Here is a 22,695-nt window from a genome sequence, read left to right as displayed (position 1 = left end):
TCCTGTGTCAGTCGACGTCACCGGCCCGATGAACGAGCGGTACGACGAGATCCTCACCGAGCGTGCGCTCGGCCTGATCGAGACGCTGCACCGCGCGTACGACGGGCGGCGGCGGGAGCTGCTCGAGCGCCGCAAGCAGCGGGTCGCGGAGATCGCGGCCGGGGCCTCGCTGGGGTTTCTGACCGACACCAAGGACATCCGGGACGACCCGGAGTGGCGGGTCGCGCCCGCCGCTCCGGGCCTCGTCGACCGGCGGGTGGAGATCACCGGGCCGACGGACCGGAAGATGACCATCAACGCGCTGAACTCCGGCGCGAAGGTCTGGCTGGCCGACCAGGAGGACGCGAACACGCCGACCTGGGAGAACGTCGTCGGCGGGCAGTTGAACCTGCTGGACGCGATCACCCGCCGGATCGACTTCAGCACCGACACGAAGAGCTACGCGCTGAAGCCGGACGCGGAGCTCGCGACGATCGTCGTCCGGCCGCGCGGCTGGCACCTGCCGGAGAAGCACATCCTGGTCGACGGCGAGCGGACGTCCGGCGCACTGGTGGACTTCGCGCTGTACTTCGCGGCGTGCGCGCAGCTGCAGCTCGACCGGGGGCAGGGACCGTACTTCTACCTGCCGAAGATGGAGTCGCACCTCGAGGCCAGGCTCTGGAACGACGTGTTCGTGACGGCGCAGGAAGCGCTCGGGATCCCGCGCGGGACGATCCGGGCGACGGTGCTGATCGAGACCTACCCGGCCGCGTTCGAGATGGAGGAGATCCTCTACGAGCTGCGCGAGCACTCCGCCGGCCTGAACGCCGGCCGCTGGGACTACATGTTCAGCGTGATCAAGACGCACCGCACCCGGGGTACGGCGTTCCAGTTGCCGGACCGCAACAGCGTGACGATGACGGTGCCGTTCATGCGCGCGTACACCGAACTGCTGGTGCGGACCTGCCACAAGCGCGGTGCGCACGCGATCGGCGGGATGGCGGCGTTCATCCCGAGCAAGGACCCGGCCGTCAACGAGCAGGCGTTCGCGAAGGTCCAGGCCGACAAGACCCGCGAGGCCGGTGACGGCTTCGACGGTTCGTGGGTCGCGCACCCGGGCATGGTCGAGACCTGCCGCGCCGTCTTCGACTCGGTGCTCGGCGAGCGCCCGAACCAGGTCGACAAGCTCCGCGAGGACGTCTCGGTGACCGCCGACCAGCTCCTCGACGTCGCCGCCACGCCCGGTGCCGTGACCGAGGCCGGCCTGCGCAACAACGTCAGCGTCGCCGTGCAGTACCTGGCCGCCTGGCTCGAAGGCACCGGCGCGGTCGGAATCTTCAACCTGATGGAGGATGCGGCCACCGCGGAGATCTCGCGTTCGCAGATCTGGCAGTGGCGCCAGGACCAGGTCGTCCTCGACACCGGCGACACCATCACCACCGAGCTGGTCGAGCGCATCGCCGACGAGGAGATCGCCAAGCTCGGTACGCCGGAGCGCTACGCTGCCGCCCGCGCACTGTTCCTCGAGGTGGCGCTGGCCGACGAGTACGTCGACTTCCTGACGCTGCCGGCGTACGAACGCTTCAGCTGACACCTGACCTGACGCACCTGACGCTTCGCCTGACAGGGAGTCTGCCGCCGCCGACCACTGGTCGAGACCAGTCCGTGGCTGGTCCTTCCCCGCCTACTGCGCGGCACTCGGCGCGGCATCTCGCCGCACGGGTGCAAAGGCCACGATGCTCCGCATCGAGACCTTCGCCCCCGCGCGCCGAGCTACCGCGCCGAGCACCTGCTCGCTACGGCGCGGAAGGACCAGCCACGGACTATTACGGTAATGGCCGTAAAACGTTGACTTCGCGCCCTGGCGGCCCTACGGTCCCGACCATAAGTCGAGTTCCGGACGCCAGAAAGGCGGCACTCCCTTGACGAAGCGCTCGGTTTCCCCTGCCGGTCAGACGCGGCGCGACTTCCTGCGACTGTCCGGACTGACCGTGGCCGCGCTCGGCGGCAGCTGGTCCCTGACCGGCTGTGGTTTGTTCGGCGACGACAGCAAGGCGTCCGACGGCCAGTCGACGCTGACGATCGACTACGTGCCGGTCGAGGTGCTCGACCCGCAGGTGATCACCAACGGCATGTGGATCCTCAGCCGCGGGATCTCCGAGGGCCTGGTCACCCAGAACGAGAAGGGTGACGGCGTCCAGCCGGCCGTCGCCAGTGAGTGGAAGGTCTCCGACGACCATCTGACCTACACCTTCACGCTGCGCGACAACGCCCAGTGGTCGGACGGGAAACCGGTCGTTGCCCAGGACTTCGAACGCACCTACAAGCGGCTGTTCACCCCCGCCGGCGGCTCGGCCGGCGGTACGACGCTCGGCGCGAACAGCTACCAGACCGCGACCGGGATCAAAGGCGCGCAGGACTTCCTGGCCGGCGTACTGACCGACTGGACGAAGGTCGGTGTGCACGCGAACGGCGACCACGAGCTGGTCCTCACGCTGGCGAACCCGAACCCGGACTTCCTGCTCGCGCTCACCCACCCGGCGATGCTGCCGCTGCCGATGGATCTGGTCGAGGGCAAGCCGAAGGAGTGGCAGAACCCGCCGAACTACGTGTCCAACGGCCCGTACACGGTGAAAGAGTGGGTGGCGAACTCGAAGCTGATCCTGGTGCCGAACGAGAAGTACTGGGACCGCGACAAGGTCAAGATCGGCCGGATCCAGGTCAACCTGGTCGAACCGAGCGCGGCCGCGACCGCGACGGTGCCGTACGAGAACGGCGAGACCGACCTGGTCCAGCTCGCCGGGCCCGACGTCCTGCGGTTCCAGAAGGACGCGAACCTGTCGAAGCAGCTCCAGCAGACCGCGAACTACAGCATCCTGTACCTCGCCAAGCTGCGCAGCCAGCACAAGGCGATGGAGGACGTCCGCGTCCGCAAGGCGCTGTCGCTGGCGCTGGATCGCAAGACGCTGGCCGGCGTACAGCCCGGGCAGGAACCGGGCGTCTCACTGGTGACCAGCCGGACGGCGGGCTGGGACGAGAGCATCGGCATCAAGGAGGACGTCGCCGAGGCGAAGCGGTTGCTCGCCGAGGCGGGGTACCCGAACGGTCAGGGTCTGCCGCCGGTGCGGGTGCTGGTCGGCGTACCGGACACGACGCTCGCCGACGCCATCGTGGACAGCTGGACCAAGCAGCTCGGTATCAAGGCGAGCGTCGACCACGTCGAGGCCGGCGTCTACACCGAGCGGCGGTGGCAGGTCCAGAAGGGCAACTACATCGGCTTCTACTACGGCACGTTCGCCGGGCTGCCGACGTGGCCGACGATGGTGGGCTCGCTGTGGTCGCCGAAGAACGTGCAGGAGATCAGCCTGCCGAGCGACCAGTGGCAGAAGTACCAGGCGCTGCAGGACGACAAGAACCTCAAGCCGGCCGACAAGACCGCGCAGCTGAACGCGATCCTCGCGGCCCACGCCTCGGCTCCCGCGCGCGAGATCGGCGCCCTGGTGGACAAGGCGAACCTCGAGGCGGACGACGCGAAGCGGATGGACCTGTACAAGCAGGCCGCGAAGCTGCGCGAGGAGCAGTACCTGTATCTGCCGGTGCTCTGGCTGAGTCTGTTCCACGCGGTCAAACCGAAGGTGCACGGGCTGCAGCTCCGGGCGTACCCGGACTACTTCTACCTCAAGCCGCTGAGCGTAGGGGAGTGACGTGGGCCTCGCCGTGTACCTCGGCAAGCGGGTGGTCCGGCTGGTGCTGTCCCTGGTCGCGGTCTCGATCCTGACCTTCACCCTGCTGCAGCTCGCACCCGGCAACTTCGCGGACCTGCAGCGGGTGAACAGCGGCGCCACCAACTTCGGTGGCGTCGGCACCGAGTCGATGGTCGGCGAGCTCGAGTCCAGGTACGGCGCCGACGTACCGGTCTGGAAGCAGTACCTGATCTTCATGAAAGGCGCGGTCGTCTGGGACTTCGGACCGTCGTACAAGTACGCCAGCCGGAACGTGCAGGACATCATCGCGGAGGCGTTCCCGGTGTCGGCCACGCTGGCGCTGCTGGCCGTCGTACTCGCGCTGCTGATCGCCGTACCGGTGGGAGTGTTCGCGGCGTTGCGGCAGAACTCGAAGTCGGACCACACGACGATGTTCGTGGTCACCCTCGGGCATGCGCTGCCGAGCTACCTGTCCGCGGCGTTCATGATCCTGCTGTTCTCGGCGACGCTGAAGTTGTTGCCGTCCGGCGGCTGGAACGGCCCGAAAGACCTGATCCTGCCGGTGCTCGCGCTCAGCCTCGGTCCGGCCGCGGTGCTGGCGCGGTACGTGCGGTCGAGCATGCTGGAGACGCTCCGCGAGGAGTACGTCACCGCGGCGCTGGCCAAGGGCGGCCCCTGGCGTACCGTCGTCGTCCGGCACGCGCTGCGCAACTCGCTGATCCCGCTGGTGACCGTGGCCGGTCCGCTGTTGGCAGCGCTGATGACGGGCACCGTGTTCGTCGAAGCACTGCTGCGGATCCCCGGCCTCGGGCTGTACTTCGCCAACGCGGCGGCCAGCCGGGACATGCCGTTGCTGATGGGTACGGCGCTGTTCTTCGCACTGATCCTGATGCTGACCAACCTGGTCGTGGACCTGGTCTACGGGTTCCTCGACCCCCGGATCCGCACCGTGGGAGGTGGGTCCCATGACGGCGACTGAAGGCGTCGAGGCGGCCGGCGAACTGGCCACCGGCACCGCCGGAGAGCCCGAACCGATCGAGCCCGAATCCATCGAGCTCGGGACGACCGCGCGCGGGCCCTGGTCGCGGGCGTGGTCGCGGTTTCGCAAGCACCGGTTGGCGTTCGGCAGCCTGATCTTCTGCGGGTTGCTGATCGTCACCGCGATCGCCGCGCCACTGATCGCGCCGTACGGCTATGAAGAGACCGACATCCAGCACAAGCTGGCCGGACCGGGCGCGGAAGGGCACTTGCTGGGTACCGACCTGCTCGGCCGCGACATTCTCAGCCGGTTGATCTACGGGCTGCAGACGGCGCTGACCGTCGCGTTCGGTGCCGAGCTGACGGCGCTCGTACTGGCGTTGGCGATCGGGCTGCTCGCCGGCTATCTCGGCGGCCGCGTCGAGCAGGTGCTGATGGCCTTCACCGACGTGATGTACGCGTTCCCGAGCTACCTGTTCGCGGTCGTGATGGTCACGGTGCTCGGCCGCAGCATCTTCGCGTTGGTGGTCGCGATCGGGATCGCGTCCTGGGTCACGCAGGCCCGGTTGGTCCGCGCGCAGGTGATGACGCTGAAGGAACGCGAGTACGTCGAGGCGGCGCGGTCGATGGGAGCGAAGGGCAGCACGATCGCGATCCGCTACATCCTCCCGAACGCGATCGGGCCCATCCTGGTGACCACCAGCTTCGCGATCCCGGCCGCGATCGCCGCCGAGGCCGGGCTGGCGCTGCTCGGACTCGGTGTCCAGCCGCCGACACCGTCCTGGGGCGCGATGATCAGCGAGGGCAGCCGGTACCTGCTGGCGGCGCCGCACATGCTGGTCGCGCCGGCAGTGCTTTTCGCCTTGACCCTGCTGGCGTTCACCTGGATCGGTGACGGCCTACGGGACGCGTTCGACCCGAGTGGGGAGCAGCGATGAGCGAGGAACCCCTGCTGTCCGTCCGCGACCTGCGGACCACGTTCGGCGGTTCATTGACCGCGGTCGATGGCGTGTCGTTCGACGTCCGCCGTGGACAGGCTCTGGCGGTCGTCGGTGAGAGCGGCAGCGGCAAGAGCGTCACCATGCGCAGCCTGATGGGCATCCTGCCGCGGACCGGGCGGATCACCGGAGGCCAGGCGATGTTCGGCGGCCGGGACCTGCTGTCGATCGGCGAGAAGGAGCTGCGCCGGGTCCGTGGCCGGGAGATCGCGATGGTCTTCCAGAGCGCGATGGAGGCGATGAACCCGACGCTGACGCTGGAGCGGCAACTCACCGAACACCAGCTCTGGCACGGCCTGTGCACGAAGGCGGAAGCGCGCAAACGTGCGATCCGGGCGCTCGGCGACGTCGGAATCCCGGACCCGGAGAAGCGGATCCGCACCTATGCGTTCCAGTTGTCCGGCGGGATGCGGCAGCGGGCGATGATCGCGATGGCGATGGTGACCGAACCGGCGCTGCTGATCGCCGACGAACCGACGACCGCCGTCGACGTCACCGTACAGCGGCAGATCCTCGACCTGCTCAAGGATCTGAAGGACCGCGGTACCGGCGTCATCATGGTCACCCACGACCTCGGAGTCGCGCGTTACTTCTGCGACGACGCGGTGGTGATGTACGCCGGTCGCGTGGTCGAACGGGCGCCGATGGATCGGCTGCTCGACGACCCACGTCATCCGTACAGCGTCGGACTGCTCGGGTCCGGCGTCGAGGTCGGCGGCCGGGACCTGCCGCTGAAGCCGATCCCCGGTAGCCCACCCGACCTGTCCAGGCGCCCGGCCGGCTGCCCGTTCCATCCGCGCTGCACGCGGGCCGAGATGCCGCGATGCGGCACCGAACAAGAGACTTTGACCATCGGTCCCGGCCGGGACGCTGCGTGCTGGAAGGTGGCCGTCGATGCCTGACGAACTGGTCCGCGCCGAGTCCGTGACCAAGGTCTTCCGGACCCGCGCCGGCGACGTACGCGCTGTTGACGACGTCTCGTTGACGGTACGCCGTGGTGAGACGCTCGGGCTCGTTGGCGAGAGCGGGAGCGGTAAGTCCACGATGGCCCGGTTGGTGATGGGTCTGCAGGCGCCGACGTCGGGGCGGGTGGAGTTCGACGGAAAGGATCTCGGGAAGCTTCCGGCGCGGGAGCTGCGGGTGCTGCGGCCGCGGATGCAGATGGTGTTCCAGAACCCGTACGGGTCGTTGCTTCCGCATTTCAGTGCTATCGGCAACGTGATGGAGCCTTTGCGGTTGCACGAACGGGGAGATCAGGCGTCGCGGCGTCAGAAGGCGCTCGAGTTGCTTGACCTGGTGGGGATCAACACTCGGCACGCGGAGCTTTATCCGCGGCAGTTCTCCGGTGGGCAGCAGCAGCGGATCGCGATCGCGCGCGCTCTGGCGCTCGAGCCCGAGCTGCTGGTTTGTGACGAGCCCACGTCGTCGCTGGACGTGTCGATCCAGGCGCAGATCTTGGAGTTGTTCACGGATTTGCGGCATCGGCTCGGCCTGTCGTTCCTGTTCATCTCCCACAACCTCGCGGTCGTCGAACGGCTGGCCGACCGAGTAGCCGTCATGAACAAAGGCCGAGTCGTCGAGGAGGACACCGCCGAAAACCTCTTCCGAGCCCCCAAAGACGACTACACCCGACAACTCCTCTCCGCCGTCCTCCCCATCCGCCAGTAACCACCCACGCACGCGGCATCTCGTGGCGAGACTGGGGGAGGATCTTCTGCCCGATTCGGGTAGAAGATCCTCCCCAGACCAGCTATTACTGAGTGACTGCCTTGGTGATCGCGTCGGCGATCGTGTGGGTTTGGGCCTCTGTACCCAGTAAGTAAGGCTGCGGGAGCCAGATGGTGTCGGTGGAGACCTGGTCGGCGTTGGGGCAGCTCGCCTCGGGGTATGGCTGGCCAAGGCGGTCCGTGATCGCCTTGGACTCCCGGAGTACGGCGGCGTTTCGGTGCAGTGGGACGTAGCCGGAGGAGGCTCGGGTGATGCCGGCGGAGGTGAGCGACTCGAGGACAGCCTCGCGTCGGCCAGGGACCCGGAGCATGAACAGATGCCGGCCATGCGCCGTGATCGCGGGATCTTCCGGCGCGAGTTGGATGCCGTCGACCGGACCGAGTAGATCGGTGAGTAAGCGCGCGTTACGTTCGCGAACGACCTGCAGCGCAGGATGACGCCGGAGCTGGACCCGCAGGATCGCCGCCTGGAACTCGGTCAGTCGCAGGTTGTACCCGACCGCCTCGTGCTGATACCACCCACCGCCCGGCACCCGCCCGACGTTCACCAGCGAGTACACCGCCCCGGCCAACTCCTGCGAATCGGTGAGGACAGCACCGCCCTCCCCGGCCGTGATGTTCTTGCTGCTCTGGAAGCTGAACGTGCCGAGATCGCCGATCGCACCGACCGCGCGCCCCTTGTACGCCGCTCCATGCGCCTGCGCCGCGTCCTCGACGATCGTCAGACCATGCCGCGCCCCGAGCGCGGTGAACGCATCGAGATCCGCCGGCCGCCCCGCGAGATGCACGACGACAACCGCCTTCGTCCGCTCGGTGATCGCGGCCTCGGTGGCAACCGGATCCAGCAGGTGCGTATCCGGGTCGACGTCCGCGAACACCGGCACCGCACCCACGAACAGCGCCGCCGACGCGGTCGCGATGAACGTGTACGGCGGCACGATCACCTCGTCGCCGATGCCGACCCCGGCGGCGCGCAACGCCACCGCGATCGCCAGCGTCCCGTTCGCCAGACAGACCGCGTGCTCGGCCTGCTGGTACTCCGCGAACTCCCGCTGGAAGGTGGCGACGACATCCCCGCTGGTGCTGCCCCACTGGCCCGAATTCAGGACGTCCAGCAGCGCCTTCGCCTCGTCATCGCCGTACTCGGGCCACTCCGGCATCTCAGAGATCATGGTGTGATCACCCATCTGTTGTTTCCGGCCACGATGTCCGCGGTCAGTTCGGTGAAGGTCCGTCCGAAGCGGAGCACCGTCCGCGCCGATCCCTCGCCCTCTTTGACGATCGGGTCCCCGCCGGTCGGCACCGCGAGCAGGATCGCGGCGCCCGGCATCGGCTGCACGGCCTCAGCCCGCACCGTGAGACCGTCCGGATGCGGCTCGACCGACAGTACGACGCCGCGCCGGCCCCGCTCCCACTCGTTGATCCGCCCGGCCGTCCACCACGGCATCCCGCGCCGGCGGGCCTCCTCGGCGAGCTCGAGGCAGGCCGCGCGGGTCGGCGGGCGAAGGTGAAGGTGCGGCCCGTGGAACAGGAAATGCGCGACGCCGTGTACTGCCTGCGCGCCGTCCAGGATCACGTCGCGGACGGCGGTGTGCCCGGCCCACGCGAGATCCTGGGTGTGCAGCGGAAGGTTCAGTACGTCGTAAAACCGGTTGCCCTCAGCAACCGGCGCGATCGGGAACGACACGTGGGAAGCGCCGAACGGGAACCCGATGTCACCTTGTTTGCTCGGCCCGCGCGACTCGTCGATCTGCAGACCCAGCCGCTCGCACCAGGTGTAGAACTCGGTCCAGCCTTCCCAGCGGGTGTAGTGGTTCTTGTTCGAGATGATCTGCTCGGTCCCGGTGACGGCCTGCGCCCACGCGTACTGTGCGCGGATGAAGGGCCAGCCCCAGACCGCGAGGTCTGCGTCGGCCATCGCGTTGTAATGCAGCGCATTCTCGTGCCCGGCCGCCGTGATCTCCGCATACAGATCCTGCGAGTAGCCACCGGGGAACACGTGGCACCAGGTGACCTGAACGCCGGCCTCGGCGAACGCGTCGAGGGCGGCGCGGCCGTGGTCCTCGACGTTCTGGTCGGAGTCGTGCGACATGTGCGCGACCGCGTCGACACCGGACGGCCAGTACCAGAGCCACGGCACGACGGCACCTGCGTGCTCCGCACTCCACCACAGACTCTGCGCGAACAGCGCACACCACCAGTCCGCCTGCGGCTGGTCGAACATCGGTACGGCGCTCGGCGGTGGATACGTGTGCTCGTACGGCGTCACGTGGTCGGGCTCACCCGGTGGCATCGCGCGGTCGCGGTCGAAGCTGAGCGCCATGCCGTCCTCGCACTTGAGGATGCCGTCGTCGATCGGCGCGGTCCCGTCCGCGGCAGGTTCGCCGTCCGCGCTGACGGCGTACCCCTGCTGGATCCGGACGATGGTCTGCCAGAGGTCGACGCCGTACGTCAGGACGATGCCGGCGCCGAGCCGGCGAACCGTGGCCGCGGCGGCGCCGTCCTGCCAGCGCGCGATGACCTCGGCGTCCTCGCTGGTCAGCCGGCTCCCGCCATGCGCATGGAGGGCGGTCGGCGGCACGGACGACCAGACCGAACCGTTGGTGACGGTGACGTGGTCCTCCAGCACGGACTCGTACGCCGAGACACCCGCGAGCGTGGACATCGGGCCGGGATCGCCCGCGATGATCAGCGCACCGCCGGCACGCACCCATTGCTCGAGTTCAGTGGACGGGTTCGCGTCCGGGGTGGTTGCGAAAACGAGCACGGAGACGTCGTCGGGCGGCGCGGCCGCCGCGTCCGGGGAGATCGACCGGTACGGCAGCCGGAGATGTCCGAGCACCTCGGTCAGGTAGACCCACCAGGCATCCTGACCCGCCTGGTGAGCCCGCTCGATCGCCGCCTGGTCGTCCACCACTGCGACTACGGGAAGAGGTTCTGGCACGCGAACTACCCTGCCCGAGGCATTCACCTTCGGCAAGACCTAAATAGCTGTTATGGACGACCGTAATAACTAATGAGGCAGCTTCTCGACCAGGAGCTGGTACGGCCTCGGTGGTCGGCCGAGCTTGTTCGAGCGGGGTGGCGGCATCGGCCAGGCCAGTCCTTCGTCGACCAGCGTGCTCAACGTCCGGCGCGCGGTGCGCAGGGTCACACCGAGCAGCTCGGCGACCTTCTCGGCGTCGACGATCCGCTCGGTGTCGTTCGCGTTCTCGAGTTGCTCGGCCAGCGAGGCCAGGATCTGCAGCGCCCGCGAGTCCTCCTGCACCGGCCGCTCGGCGGCGCGGGCGCGTTCGCCGGGGACCTGCAGGACGAAGCCGTGCGGACCGACCACGAACGCGGTGCTGCCGCCCGCTGCCTTGTCGACCGCGGACTGCGCGTTCACCTCCGCCTCGCGGGTCGACGTACCGAGGCCGATGCCGATCTCCAGCCGGATCCCGAGCTCCTCGGAGATCCGGTCCAGGAACGGTGCCATCGACAAGTTGTCGGTGGCCAGCCGCAGCGAGCCCATCGTCGTGACGATCAGGAAGCTGTGCTCGTCGCGCGGCACCACCGCGGCGTCCATCGGCCGGGCGTCGCGGAGCAACTCCCGATGCAGCGACAACTTCAGCTCCTGGTACCAGTACGCGCTCGCGCTGGCATTGGCCGGCAGCGAGGCGGCCGGCACCCGGACGATCATCGTGACGATCCGCGACTCCTCGAGCTTGGCGCCGCCGCCCATCAGGATCGCGGTCGTCAGCGCCTGCCGGATCGTCATCGACGACGGCGTCATCCGCAGCGTCGGTACGCCGGCCTCGCGCAGCGCGACGTCGACGGTCGGGACCGTCGTCACCGCCCCCGTGGTCCGGCCGCGCTGGTACAGGGAGCGATGGAAGTCGAGGAACTCCGCCGCCGACTCCGGGCCGGTGTACTCCTTCAGCCGTACGCCGGACGCGCTCAGGCCGACCTCTTCGTAGACATGGGTGAGATCGCGCCGCGACATCGTGTCGACGCTGATCCGCGCCGGATCGAAGACCTTCTCCAGCACGCCGCGGAGCAGGGTCGAGAACAGCGCCGGACCGCCGCTCGGCACGTACGTCGCCGGCACCGGCAGCCCGCCTGCGACCGCCATGTCGTACGGCAGCGGCCCGGCGAACAGGAAGACGTCGACCCGGGACGCGATCCGGCTCGCCTGCTCGTGCGCGTCGAGTTCGTCGGCGTACACGGCGGTGACCAGGCGTAGCGCCGGGTTGTCCAGCTCGCGGCCCAGGTCGATGATCCGGTGCACGATCTGGTCGGCGCCGACCAGGCCGACCGTGACCTGTTCGTGGGGGGCCATGTCAGCGACCGCGACCGGCCGCGCGAACGAGTAGCACCCAGCCAGGTTATCCGGCTGGGTGCGGCCTCGCTGGTACCTCCCGGGTCAGCGCTTGGGGTAGGCGGCGTCCACCTCGACCTCGACGAGCCACCCGGCGACCGGGAGATTCTCGATCTCCAGGGCGAACCGGGACGGACGGGACTTGTTGACGACGAACGGTTTCGCGGGCGCCGCCGTACCGAGGGGGACCGGGACGTAAGCGCCGGTGGTGAGGTCGGTGTTGGCGAAGTACTGGCGGTAGGCCCGGTTCCAGCCGGCGAAGTCGGCGGTCGCGGCGCCGGCGGGGTTCTGCAGGAAGACGCGCATCGTGTACACGTCGGCGTACGACAGGCCTGCCGCCTGCAGGTTCTCGCCGATCCGGCGCAGCACGTTGATGCCCTGCGCCTCGGTGATCGTCACACCCGCCGGCAGGGTGCCGCCCGGGAAGACGACGGTGTCGACGTACGACGCCTCGGATCCGGCCGGCGCCCCGGTGTTGAGGGCCGACGGGCCGATCCCGCTGGTCTTGTAGACCGCCGTGTTCGCACCGATCCCGACGCCGCTCGCGATCATCGGGTTGGCCTGCCCGGCGGGCAGCGCCGGGACGACCGTGCCGGGCTTCGGCGGCTGCGGCTTGTCCCACCAGCCGGCCGCTGTCCCGGCACCGGCAGTGAAGGACACCACCACGGCGACGGCCCCGGCGATCAGACGCGTCTTCATCGGCCTGCCACCACCCGGCTGTGCAGGGCGGTCACGGTGGCCCGGGCCGACGTGATCGCGCCGTGCTGCCAGGCGATCACGTGGGACAGGTGGTCGCCGGCGAAGTAGATGTTGCCGGTGGCATCGAGCAGCCGCGCGTAGATCCCGTCGGTCTGGGACGGCCAGCTGACCCAGGACGCTTCGGAGTACTTGGTGCCCATCCAGTTCACCGAGAACGCGGCCTTGACGTCCTTGCGGTAGGCGTCGCCGTGGATCTTGGTTCCCTGACTGAGGGCCCGTTCGAGGCGGGCGGCCGGGGTCAGGGCGCCGTACGTGTTCGCGTTCGTCCCGGTGTTGTAGTAGCCGATCAGCGTCCCGCGCTCGCCGTGGAAACCGTACGAGGGATACCAGGTGTTGACCGTGTCCAAGGTGCTGTTGGTGATCCCGCCGTAGATCCGGTGGTCCTCCTCCCACCAGCGCCGGCCGTACTCGATGCCGATCTTGCCGGCGTTCGTCGGTCGCGCGTACCGGAGCGCCTCGAGGATCGGCGTGGGCAGGTTCGACGGGACCTTCGCGGCCAGGTGTGGCGGCAGCGTGCAGATCGCGAGGTCCGCGGTGAGTACCCGGGTCCGTGAGCCGCTGGTGTAGGTGACCTCGACGCCGGAGGTGGTGTTCCGCAGGCCGGTCACCTCGGCGCCGTAGTGGATCTTGTCCTTGCCGATCGCGCGCTCGAACGCGTACGGGATCCGGTCCATGCCGCCGACCGGCTGGAACATCATCATCGCCTGGTCCCAGCCGAACTCGAACGAGAAGTAGTTGCCGACGCCGCTGGCGAACACATCGCTCAGGGCGTACGGCGCCGCCGTCGTACCGGCTTCGAGTCCGGCGCCCGGCTCGACCGTGTAACCGCGGCGGCCGTCGGTGCCGGTGTAGGCGAAACCGGACGCCTTGTTCCCGATCGAGCCGAAGCTGCTGAGGAACCCGATCAGTGCCTGCTTGTCGGTCGCCGTCAGCAGGGTGTCGAGCGCGCCCTGGTCGGTGGCGGTCGCCAGCAGTTCGGCGACGTACCCGTAGACGTCCGCCTTGGCGGTGCGGTGCCGGATCGCCTTGTTGGACAGGGCGCTCGTGCCCTCGCGGTACAGGTAGGCGTCGGCGTTCTGGTTGACGAACGGTTCGATCGCGACGCCGAGCTCACGGCAGTAGTCGAGCGTCACGTGGTGCTGCGGCAGCCGTCCCGGACCGGCGTTCATGTATTGACCGGGCGAGAACGTCGCGCGTTGGGTGTTGCCGGCCAGGTCGGTCTCCACGGTGCCGCCGCGGACCGTCCAGTTGCGGCCGCCCGGCCGGTTCCGGGCCTCCAGCACCGTGACCTGGTACCCGGCCTTGAGCAGTTCGTACGCCGACGTGAGTCCGGCGATCCCGGCACCGAGTACGACGACGTGCTTGCGGCGGCCGTTCAGTTCGACCCGCGACGGGGCGGCGTACGCGGGGGTCTCGGCGACACTCGTGAGACCGAGCGCCGACATCGTGGAGTACAGGACCCCGGCTCCGCCGGTGATGCCGACCTGCTGCAGGAACTGACGTCTGGTCTGCGCCATACCTTCTCCTCACTGGGCCAACCCCTGGGGGCAGTGGGTTGCTGACCAGAAAGCTAAGGAGACGGTGTTTTCGGGGCGTGACAGCGCCGTAACGAGCTGACGCTCGTACTGACAGGTATGTTGCGAGTTGACGAACCTGACTCAACCGCGTGGCGGCGCGTCCACGTTTACGGTAGGGATGCCGCCGCCGGCGCGGGCGATGATCGCCAGCGACGGGTCGCCGGTGGGGTTGCTCTCGCGGTGGATGGTGAACGCTGGCACGTGCACGAAGTCGCCCGCCACCGCGTCCAGGTACTCGTCGGTGCCCTCGAACTCCAGCCGCAGTACGCCGGAGACGATGTACAGGCTGCTCTCGTTCTTGTCGTGGTGGTGCCAGCCGGAGATCGCGCCGGGCTGGGTGACGACCTGCCCGGCCCACAGGATCGGGAGCTCGAAGGCTCGCATCCGGAGCATGCCGGACGTCGGGTCGGCCGCGACCAGGTCGCCGGCCTTGATGACGCGGACGGGTTCGGTCATACCCCTCAGTGTTGCAGTTCAGTGTTGCAGCAGGGCCTTGGCTACGGTCGCGACCTCCACGTAGACGCCGGGCTTGTCCGGTTGGGCGCACCCCGAGCCCCAGGAGACGACGCCGAGCAGGCGGCCGTTCAGGACCAATGGCCCGCCGGAGTCGCCCTGGCAGGCGTCGATTCCGCCCTTGCGATAGCCGGCGCAGATGTTGGTCGCAGCGGCGTACCCGCCGGCGACGTAGCTCTTGTTCGCCAAGCAGGTGCCGTCCCCGAGGTCCGGCACCGCGGCCTTCTGCAATGTCTGCTCCGGCCCGGTGCCTTGCGTCTCACCCCACCCGTAGACGATCGGTACGGCGCCGGCGCGGTCCGCCCGCGCATGCGTCTCGAGCGGCAGCACCGGTACGCCGCGGAACGGCCTGCTCAGCGTCAGTACGGCGACGTCGTACCGGTTGTTCTTCGTGTTGTAGCCGGGGTGGATCCACACCTTGCGGATCCTCGAGACCTGCCCGACCGAGCTGTCCGCGAGATCGGCCCGCCCCTGCACCGCGGAGTACGTCGACATCGGCTCGTCCATGCAGTGCGCGGCGGTGACGATCGTGTCCGGCCGGATGAGGGTGGCGCCGCAGTACAGCCCACTCGGCGACCCGGACTGGCTGTTGTTCAACGCGATCACCCACGGCGCCTCGGTCGTACTCGCCAGCGTCCCCCCGACGACCACCGGTCTCGCCCCAGCGGTGACAACCAGCAGCATCCCGACCAACAGCACAGCCCGCTTCAGCATCTCCACTCCGCGTAACTCGACGATCGCTGTAGGTTAGCGAACCTCGGGCCCCACGGGTGCTTGGAGGCTGCCGTAGCGTTCCATGCGTTGCCAACGGAGGCGGGTGCCGGCGAGTGCGGTGAAGACGGACTGGATGACCACCAGGTACATCAGCTGGCGGTAGACGAACTGCTGCAGTGGCAGCGTCCACAGCGGTCCTGGGCGCTCGCCGTCGAGGCGGAACGCGTAGAAGCCCATGCCGAGCTGCAAGAGGACGAAGCCGGCCCAGACCGACAGCACGCGGACCGGATTGAGGAAGACGAGTCCGTAGATCGCGAACACGTCCACGACCGGTGCCAGGAGCGGCAGCAGAACCTGGAAGAGCATGAGGTACGTCAGGCCGCGGCGCCCGAACTTCCCGGCCCGGCCGCCCTGCACCATCGCACCGCGGTGCTTCCACATCGCCTGCAGCGTGCCGTAGCACCAGCGGTAGCGCTGCCGCCAGAGTGCGCCCAGCGACGCCGGCGCTTCGGTCCACGCCACCGCGCTCTCCTCGTACACCACCCGCCACCCGTCCCGGCACAGCGCCATCGTCAGGTCGGTGTCCTCCGCCAGCGTCACGTCACTGAGTCCACCGATCCGCTCCAGCGCCGTACGCCGGAACGCGCCGACCGCACCGGGCACGGTGGGCATGCACTCGGCCAGGTCGAACAACCTGCGGTCCAGGTTGAAGCCGATCACGTACTCGATGTGCTGCCAGCGACCGATCAGGCCGCCGCGGTTGCCCACCTTGGCGTTGCCTGACACCGCGCCGACGGCAGGGTGCCCGAACGGCTGGATCAGCTTCCGCACCGCGTCCGGCTCGAACACGGTGTCGCCGTCGACCATCACGATCAGCTCGTACCGCGCCGCCCGCAGTCCGGTGTTGAGTGCGACCGGCTTGCCCGCGTTGGCCTGCCGGATCACCCGGACCCCGGGAATCCGCAGGGCCTCGACGAGGTCCGCCGTACCGTCCGTCGAGCCGTCGTCGACGACGATCACCTCGAGCGGATGGTCCGACGCCACCAGCGAGCGGATGGCCGCCTCGATCCCCGCGCTCTCGTTGTACGCCGGGACGATGACGCTGACCGGTTCGGTCACGGGCGGTCCGTACGTCCAGTCACGCATCTTCGCGTGGCGTCTGGCCGCGACGATGGTGGTGATCGCCCGTAGGACGCTCAGCGCGCCGGCGGCGTACAGGAGCCAGGTGATGATGCTGAGAATCCAGTCGCTGATCCGCATCACCCAGATGACTGTCAGTCCGCGGCCGCGTTCCAGCAGGCCTGCGGAGCGGGTGGGGTCCGGCAGGCCGACCGCATCGCTGACCGTCGCGAACCGGAAGCCGCGAGCCTTCAGCCGGGGGAGCAGTTTGCTCAGCGCCTCGACGGTCTGACCGCGGTCGCCACCGGCGTCGTGCATCAGCAGCACCTGGCCGGCTGTACCGCGCGGCATCGAGTTGGCGATCACCTGATCGGTTCCCGGCCGCCGCCAGTCCTCACTGTCCTGAGTGGTGAGCACCGAGAGGTATCCGGCCTCCCGGATCTGTTGCAGGGCGGCCCAGTCGCGGTCGGTGAGTGCGCGCGGCTCCGACGAGTACGGCGGCCTGAGCAGCGTCGTACTGACACCCGTGGCACCCGCGAGAATCAGCTGGCTCTGCCGGAGCTCCAGTGCGCGCCGCCAAGGTGCCGCGGTCGACAGGTTGGCGTGGGTGAAGCTGTGTACGGCGATCTGGTGGCCTTCGGCGACGATTCGGCGGGCGATGTCGGGATGCGCGGCGACCGCCGTACCGACGACGAAGAAGGTGGCGTGCACCTGCTGGTCGCGGAGCAGGTCCAGGATCCGGGGCGTCCACACGGGATCCGGTCCGTCGTCGAAGGTGAGTGCGATGGTGCGCGCGTGCGGCGACACCGAGCGCGGCGTACCGGCACCGGCGTCGATCACCGGTCCGCCCGTGATGATCGATCGCGGGACCGCACCGGATCCACCGGTCGGCTGGACCGCGCCATCCGGTGCCGCACCGAACATGTGGTGCGTGTAGCCGTTCAGCAACAGCATGCTGGACAGGCAGACCAGCAACATCGTCAGGACGATCCAGTGTGTCCGGAGCGGGACCGGCTTCGCGCGTCGAGCGACCGGTCTGCTCACGATTCGTTCACGGCTTACCTGGTGTCTTGGTCTGACCCGGCGGCGGCGTGGTCGGCTTCTTGCCGTGCGCCGTGGTCGCCGTGGTCGTCGGCACGGTGGTGGTCGTTGGTGGGCCGGTCGTGGGCCTCGTCGGTGCGACGGTGAGCGTCGGAGGCACCGCGGTGACCGGTGGGGCGACCGGCGTGGAGACACCAGGCGTGCCGGGCGCTGTAGTGGGAACTGTCGTCGCCGGCGCGCTTGTGGGGTCTGTCGTACCGCTGGTCGTCGACGGCGAATCGGTGGTGGAGGTGCTGCTGATCCCGTCGCCCGGCTTCGTGCTGCCGGCCACGGAGGTCGGGAGGGGAGTCTGGATCGCGGCCTCGACCGGCTGGGTCGGCTGGTTCTTCGGCTTGGGGGCTTCGGGGAGGGGGATCAGCGGCGTGTCCAGGTGCGGGCCGCCGAGCAGGCTACTGGCCATGAGCACCAGGTAACCGACAGTAGGTACCGCGAGGAAAGCGCCGGTCCTGCGGATGGTGCGGCGGCGGCGTCCGGTCGAGTCCAGAAAGACAGGCCGCCGGGAAGGCGGTTTCACAAGCGCAAGACCTTAGCTCAGTCGAGCCGAAATTGGGACGTTAAAGCTCTTGTAACTTCGTGCAACCCCTTGCCGGGTGAATTCTTGGCACCGAAACACCCCGCGTGCGGCCTCCGGCGGTCCGGGTGGCTACTGTCATCAAGTGCAGAAATGGCCTGGTCGTCCCTACCCCCTCGGCGCCACGTACGACGGCGCCGGGACGAACTTCGCGGTGTTCTCGGAGGTTGCCGAACGAGTCGATCTGGCGCTGCTCGCCGACGACGGAACCGAGCAGTTGGTGCAGCTGACCGAGGTGGACGGCTTCGTGCACCACGCGTACCTGCCGGGCGTGCAGCCCGGCCAGCGGTACGGCTTCCGCGTGCACGGCCCGTACAACCCGGCCGAAGGCCACCGGTGCAACCCGTCGAAGCTGCTGCTGGACCCGTACGCGAAGGCGATCGACGGCCAGCTGGACGGTGACGAGTCGCTGTTCAGCTACCGGTTCGGCAACCCGGACGAGCTGAACACGATGGACAACCGGGAGCACACGATGCTCTCGGTGGTGACCAACCCGTTCTTCGACTGGGGCACCGACCGCCCGCCGGGCCACGCGTACCACGAGACGGTCATCTACGAGGCGCACGTCAAGGGCCTCACCAAGACCCACCCGGGCCTGCCGGAGGAGATCCGCGGCACGTACGCCGGGATCGGGCACCCGGCGATCATCGAGCACCTCAAGGAGCTCGGGGTGTCCGCGATCGAGCTGATGCCGGTGCATCAGTTCGCCCAGGACGGGCACCTGCAGGAGATCGGCCTGTCCAACTACTGGGGATACAACACGATCGGCTTCTTCGCGCCGCACAACGCCTACGCGTCGACCGGCACCCGCGGCCAGCAGGTGACCGAGTTCAAGGCGATGGTGAAGGCTCTGCACGAGGCGGACATCGAGGTGATCCTCGACGTCGTCTACAACCACACCGCCGAGGGAAACGAGTTCGGCCCGACGCTGTCCTTCAAGGGCATCGACAACGCGGCGTACTACCGGCTCGTGGACGAGGACAAGCGGCACTACTACGACACCACCGGCACCGGCAACAGCCTGCTGATGCGGCACCCGCACGTGCTGCAGCTGATCATGGACTCGCTGCGGTACTGGGTCACCGAGATGCATGTCGACGGCTTCCGCTTCGACCTCGCGGCCACGCTGGCCCGCCAGTTCCACGAGGTGGACCGGCTGTCGGCGTTCTTCGACCTGGTCCAGCAGGACCCGGTGGTCAGCCAGGTGAAGCTGATCGCCGAGCCGTGGGACGTCGGCGACGGCGGCTACCAGGTGGGCAACTTCCCGCCGCTGTGGACGGAGTGGAACGGCAAGTACCGCGACACCGTCCGGGACTACTGGCGGGGCGAGAAGTTCACGGTGGCCGAGTTCGCCTCCCGGCTGACCGGTTCGTCGGACCTCTACCAGGACGACAGCCGCCGGCCGCTGGCGAGCATCAACTTCGTCACCGCCCACGACGGCTTCACCCTGCGTGACCTGGTCTCGTACAACGAGAAGCACAACGAGGCGAACGGCGAGGGCGGCAACGACGGCGAGAGCCACAACCGCTCCTGGAACTGCGGCGTCGAGGGTCCGACCGACGATCCCGAGGTACTGCGGCTGCGGGCCAAGCAGGAACGCAACTTCCTGACCACGCTGATGATCTCGCAGGGCGTGCCGATGATCGCCCACGGCGACGAGCTCGGCCGCACCCAGCGCGGCAACAACAACGTCTACTGCCAGGACAACGAGATCTCCTGGATCGACTGGGAGCTCACCGAGCCGCAGAAGCACCTGCTCGAGTTCACCCGGTCGCTGGTCCGGCTGCGCAACAACCACCCGGTGCTGCGCCGCCGCCGGTTCTTCCACGGCGACACCGGCATCGACGGACTCGGTGATCTGGTCTGGTTCACGCCGAAGGGCACCGAGATGCAGGGTGGCGACTGGCAGCGCGACGACGCCCAGGCGATCGCGGTGTTCCTGAACGGCGACGCGATCTCCGAGCCCGACCTGCGTGGCGAGCCGGTGGTCGACGACTCGTTCCTGGTCCTGCTGAACGGCAACTACGAGCCGGTCGACTTCCTCCTCCCGCCCGAGGAGTACGGCGAGAGCTGGACGGTCGCGGTCGACACGACCAGCGTTGCCGGTGAACCGGCCGCCGAGCCGCATCCGGCCGGCACCACTGTCCAGCTGGAGGCCCGCGCAACGATGGTCCTGACCCGTCCGCGGCAGGCCGCCGGATGATGGGGGTCCCGCAGGCCACCTACCGGTTCCAGCTCCGCGCCGAGTTCGGCTTCGACGACGCCGCCGCGGTAGTCCCGTACCTGTCGAGCCTCGGGATCTCCCACGCCTACCTGTCCCCGATCCTCCAGGCCGCCCCAGGGTCCACCCACGGGTACGACGTGGTGGACCACAGCCGGCTGTCCGAGCCGATGGGTGGACGCGCCGCGTTCAACCGGCTCTCGCTCCAGCTGGCCCAGCACCGCCTGGGTGCGATCGCGGACGTCGTACCGAACCATGTCGCCGTGCCGACCCCGGAGAGCCTGAACAAGGCGCTGTGGTCGGTGCTGCGGCTCGGGCCCGGTTCGCAGTACGCCGACTGGTTCGACGTCGACTGGGGCTCAGGGAACCAGCCGTTGCTGATGGCGGTGCTCGGGCAGCGCATCGGCAAGGTGCTGGCCGACGGCGAGCTGTCGGTCGACGGCGACGTACTGCGGTACTACGACCACGAGTACCCGCTGCGGCCCGGGACGGAGGAGCTGCCGCTCGAGGAGCTCGTCACCGAGCAGTGGTACCGCTTGGCGCACTGGCGGGTCGCCGACGAGGAGCTGAACTACCGGCGCTTCTTCGACGTCGACACACTCGCCGCGGTCCGTCAGGAGACCCAGGAGGTCTTCGACGCGACTCATGAGCTCCTGCTGGCGCTGCTGCACGAGGGCAAGCTGCACGGCTACCGGATCGACCATCCGGACGGGCTGGCGGATCCGCGTGGTTACCTGCGCCGTCTGGCCGAGCGGACCGGTGGTGCGTGGGTCGTGGTCGAGAAGATCCTCGAGGGCGAGGAGGAGCTCCCGCGCGACTGGCCCTGCGCCGGCACGACCGGGTACGACGCTCTGCTTCGCGTCGGCGGTCTGTTCATCGACCCCGCCGGCGCTGCGCCGCTCGCAGCGCTGCACTCCGAGCTGACGGGTGCGCCGGCCGACTTCGGGCCGGTGGTGGAGGAGGCGAAGCGCGAGATCGTCCAGCACGGGCAGTACGCCGAGGTGCATCGGCTGGTCGAGTTGTTGGCCCGCATCTGTCAGGACGATGTACGGCTGCGTGATCACACCCGGCGGGCGTTCCACGAGGTCGTGGCCGAGCTGCTGGTCCAGTTCGACGTCTACCGCGCGTACGTCGTCCCTGGGGAGGAGCCGTCCCCGACGGCGGTGGCCGCGTTGGAGCGGGCGGCGGACAAGGCGCGGGCGAATCTCGCCGAGGACCGGCACGCGACGCTGGACGTCGTACTGCACCTGCTGCTCGGGCGGGAGACGAGCACGATCGACGAGCAGGCGCGGGCCGAGCTGATCGTGCGCTTCCAGCAGACCTGTGGACCGGTGATGGCGAAGGGGGTCGAGGACACCGCGTTCTACCGGTGGCTGCGGCTCACGTCACTGAACGAGGTCGGTGGCGATCCGGAGCACTTCGGCGTCACTCCGGAGGAGTTCCACGCGTACTCGACCCAGCTGAACAAGCACTGGCCGAAGACGATGACCACGCTGTCGACGCACGACACCAAGCGGTCGGAGGACGTCCGGGCCCGGCTCGGCGTGCTGTCCGAGCGGCCCGCGGCCTGGTCCGAGGCGGTCCGTGACTGGCGACGACTGTCGGAGGACCACCGGAGTCCGGCGCTGGACGGCAGCACGGAGTACCTGTTCTGGCAGACGCTCTTCGGCACTTGGGACGACGGACCGCTCGCCGAGGACCGTCTGCAGGCCTATCTGCTGAAGGCGATCCGCGAAGCGAAGCGGCACACGTCCTGGACCTCGCCGGACGACGAGTACGAGCAGACCGTCGCCGCCTTCGCCACAGCCGTGCTGCACGATGACAACGTGCTCACCGCGGTACGTCGCTTTGCGGAGGAGCAGACCGACTACGTCCGGGCCGCGACGCTGGGTCAGAAGCTGGTGCAGCTGACGATGCCCGGCGTACCGGATGTCTATCAGGGCTCCGAGCTCGTCGACCTGTCGCTCGTCGACCCGGACAACCGGCGCCCGGTGGACTACAAGGACCGCGTCGCGCGGCTGCAGCGCCTGGACGCAGGGGGCAAGCCAGAGGACCTGTCCGACGAGAAGCTGCTCGTCACGTCGCGCGCGATCCGCCTCCGTCGGCAGTACCCGGACGCCTTCGGAGGCAGCTATACGCCGCTTCCGACGTCCAACGGACACGCGGTCGCGTTCGCTCGAGGTGACGCGGTCATCACCGTGGCGACCAGACTGCCGGCCGCATTGCGGCGTCTGGGTGGCTGGGGGGACAGCACTGTCGTACTGCCGGCCGGACAATGGAAGAACGTGCTGACCGGTCGTGAGGTCGGCAGTGGCGCAGCGCGGATCGACGACCTGCTGACCGACCTGCCGGTTGCCTTGCTGGTCAGGAGCTGAGG

Annotated in this window: 17 protein-coding genes; 8 read left to right on the top strand and 9 right to left on the bottom strand. The window is 68.7% G+C overall.

What is annotated here, in order from left to right; translation table 11 throughout:
* The first annotated feature begins 4 nt into the window (after positions 1-4).
* From aceB to ACFYRH_RS01630, 6 genes are all read left to right on the top strand, one after another.
* Entirely contained in the window at positions 5-1,570 is a 1,566-nt protein-coding gene (gene aceB, locus ACFYRH_RS01655; protein WP_387766413.1) for a malate synthase A, read from the top strand.
* A gap of 331 nt (positions 1,571-1,901) precedes the next feature.
* A complete protein-coding gene (locus ACFYRH_RS01650; RefSeq protein WP_387766410.1) occupies positions 1,902-3,683 on the top strand; it encodes a peptide ABC transporter substrate-binding protein in 1,782 nt (593 codons plus the stop codon).
* Between the two features lies 1 nt (position 3,684).
* The gene (locus tag ACFYRH_RS01645; protein WP_387766407.1) at positions 3,685-4,662 is read left to right on the top strand and encodes an ABC transporter permease; all 978 of its coding nucleotides are present in this window, start codon (positions 3,685-3,687) and stop codon (positions 4,660-4,662) included.
* Positions 4,649-5,599: an ABC transporter permease gene (locus tag ACFYRH_RS01640; protein WP_387766404.1), complete on the top strand. Its 951-nt coding sequence runs from the start codon at positions 4,649-4,651 to the stop codon at positions 5,597-5,599. Before ACFYRH_RS01645 ends, ACFYRH_RS01640 begins: the two co-directional genes overlap by 14 nt.
* Positions 5,596-6,561, top strand: a complete 966-nt coding sequence (locus ACFYRH_RS01635; RefSeq protein ID WP_387766402.1) for an ABC transporter ATP-binding protein — start codon at positions 5,596-5,598, stop codon at positions 6,559-6,561. Before ACFYRH_RS01640 ends, ACFYRH_RS01635 begins: the two co-directional genes overlap by 4 nt.
* Positions 6,554-7,327 carry an ATP-binding cassette domain-containing protein gene (locus tag ACFYRH_RS01630; protein WP_387766399.1) on the top strand — a complete coding sequence of 258 codons (774 nt, stop codon included), beginning with the start codon at positions 6,554-6,556 and terminating at the stop codon, positions 7,325-7,327. Before ACFYRH_RS01635 ends, ACFYRH_RS01630 begins: the two co-directional genes overlap by 8 nt.
* An 85-nt stretch (positions 7,328-7,412) precedes the next feature.
* Here ACFYRH_RS01630 and ACFYRH_RS01625 read toward each other — a convergent pair whose 3' ends face one another.
* The 9 genes from ACFYRH_RS01625 to ACFYRH_RS01585 form a co-directional block, all read right to left on the bottom strand.
* Positions 7,413-8,558 (bottom strand): DegT/DnrJ/EryC1/StrS family aminotransferase, encoded by a 1,146-nt coding sequence (locus tag ACFYRH_RS01625; protein WP_387766396.1) that lies wholly within the window; start codon positions 8,556-8,558, stop codon positions 7,413-7,415.
* Positions 8,555-10,330 (bottom strand): hypothetical protein, encoded by a 1,776-nt coding sequence (locus ACFYRH_RS01620; protein WP_387766394.1) that lies wholly within the window; start codon positions 10,328-10,330, stop codon positions 8,555-8,557. The genes ACFYRH_RS01625 and ACFYRH_RS01620 overlap by 4 nt, the downstream gene beginning before the upstream one ends.
* 69 nt (positions 10,331-10,399) lie before the next feature.
* A complete protein-coding gene (locus tag ACFYRH_RS01615; protein WP_387766391.1) occupies positions 10,400-11,704 on the bottom strand; it encodes a hypothetical protein in 1,305 nt (434 codons plus the stop codon).
* Between the two features lie 84 nt (positions 11,705-11,788).
* Positions 11,789-12,442, bottom strand: a complete 654-nt coding sequence (locus ACFYRH_RS01610; protein ID WP_387766388.1) for a Rid family hydrolase — start codon at positions 12,440-12,442, stop codon at positions 11,789-11,791.
* Positions 12,439-14,019, bottom strand: a complete 1,581-nt coding sequence (locus tag ACFYRH_RS01605; protein WP_387766385.1) for a flavin monoamine oxidase family protein — start codon at positions 14,017-14,019, stop codon at positions 12,439-12,441. Before ACFYRH_RS01605 ends, ACFYRH_RS01610 begins: the two co-directional genes overlap by 4 nt.
* Before the next feature lie 141 nt (positions 14,020-14,160).
* A complete protein-coding gene (locus tag ACFYRH_RS01600; RefSeq protein WP_387766382.1) occupies positions 14,161-14,535 on the bottom strand; it encodes a cupin domain-containing protein in 375 nt (124 codons plus the stop codon).
* Positions 14,536-14,553: 18 nt separating this feature from the next.
* A complete protein-coding gene (locus tag ACFYRH_RS01595; protein ID WP_387766379.1) occupies positions 14,554-15,306 on the bottom strand; it encodes a S1 family peptidase in 753 nt (250 codons plus the stop codon).
* Between the two features lie 33 nt (positions 15,307-15,339).
* Positions 15,340-17,469, bottom strand: coding sequence for a bifunctional polysaccharide deacetylase/glycosyltransferase family 2 protein (locus ACFYRH_RS01590; RefSeq protein ID WP_387766376.1), 2,130 nt, complete (start codon positions 17,467-17,469; stop codon positions 15,340-15,342).
* A gap of 7 nt (positions 17,470-17,476) precedes the next feature.
* On the bottom strand, positions 17,477-17,926 hold the full coding sequence (locus ACFYRH_RS01585) for a hypothetical protein (RefSeq protein ID WP_387766373.1): 450 nt from the start codon (positions 17,924-17,926) through the stop codon (positions 17,477-17,479).
* Between the two features lie 256 nt (positions 17,927-18,182).
* Here ACFYRH_RS01585 and glgX point away from each other — a divergent pair, with 256 nt between their 5' ends.
* A complete protein-coding gene (gene glgX / locus ACFYRH_RS01580) occupies positions 18,183-20,300 on the top strand; it encodes a glycogen debranching protein GlgX (RefSeq protein ID WP_387766370.1) in 2,118 nt (705 codons plus the stop codon).
* Positions 20,297-22,693: a malto-oligosyltrehalose synthase gene (gene treY / locus ACFYRH_RS01575; protein WP_387766367.1), complete on the top strand. Its 2,397-nt coding sequence runs from the start codon at positions 20,297-20,299 to the stop codon at positions 22,691-22,693. The genes glgX and treY overlap by 4 nt, the downstream gene beginning before the upstream one ends.
* Positions 22,694-22,695: the final 2 nt, after the last annotated feature.

This window comes from Kribbella sp. NPDC004875 (assembly GCF_042873375.1).
GTDB lineage: Bacteria > Actinomycetota > Actinomycetes > Propionibacteriales > Kribbellaceae > Kribbella.
Note: the sequence above shows the minus strand (reverse complement) of the source record. Positions and strands in the feature narration are given on the sequence as shown.

Bases quoted from the DNA above. Each gene is read 5' to 3' on its own strand.
- ACFYRH_RS01615 (WP_387766391.1), bottom strand. From the start codon at position 11,704: ATGGCCCCCCACGAACAGGTCACGGTCGGCCTGGTCGGCGCCGACCAG.
- treY (WP_387766367.1), top strand. From the start codon at position 20,297: ATGATGGGGGTCCCGCAGGCCACCTACCGGTTCCAGCTCCGCGCCGAG.
- ACFYRH_RS01625 (WP_387766396.1), bottom strand. From the start codon at position 8,558: ATGATCTCTGAGATGCCGGAGTGGCCCGAGTACGGCGATGACGAGGCG.
- ACFYRH_RS01600 (WP_387766382.1), bottom strand. From the start codon at position 14,535: ATGACCGAACCCGTCCGCGTCATCAAGGCCGGCGACCTGGTCGCGGCC.
- ACFYRH_RS01640 (WP_387766404.1), top strand. From the start codon at position 4,649: ATGACGGCGACTGAAGGCGTCGAGGCGGCCGGCGAACTGGCCACCGGC.
- ACFYRH_RS01595 (WP_387766379.1), bottom strand. From the start codon at position 15,306: ATGCTGAAGCGGGCTGTGCTGTTGGTCGGGATGCTGCTGGTTGTCACC.
- ACFYRH_RS01610 (WP_387766388.1), bottom strand. From the start codon at position 12,442: ATGAAGACGCGTCTGATCGCCGGGGCCGTCGCCGTGGTGGTGTCCTTC.
- ACFYRH_RS01605 (WP_387766385.1), bottom strand. From the start codon at position 14,019: ATGGCGCAGACCAGACGTCAGTTCCTGCAGCAGGTCGGCATCACCGGC.
- ACFYRH_RS01585 (WP_387766373.1), bottom strand. From the start codon at position 17,926: ATGGCCAGTAGCCTGCTCGGCGGCCCGCACCTGGACACGCCGCTGATC.
- ACFYRH_RS01635 (WP_387766402.1), top strand. From the start codon at position 5,596: ATGAGCGAGGAACCCCTGCTGTCCGTCCGCGACCTGCGGACCACGTTC.
- ACFYRH_RS01630 (WP_387766399.1), top strand. From the start codon at position 6,554: ATGCCTGACGAACTGGTCCGCGCCGAGTCCGTGACCAAGGTCTTCCGG.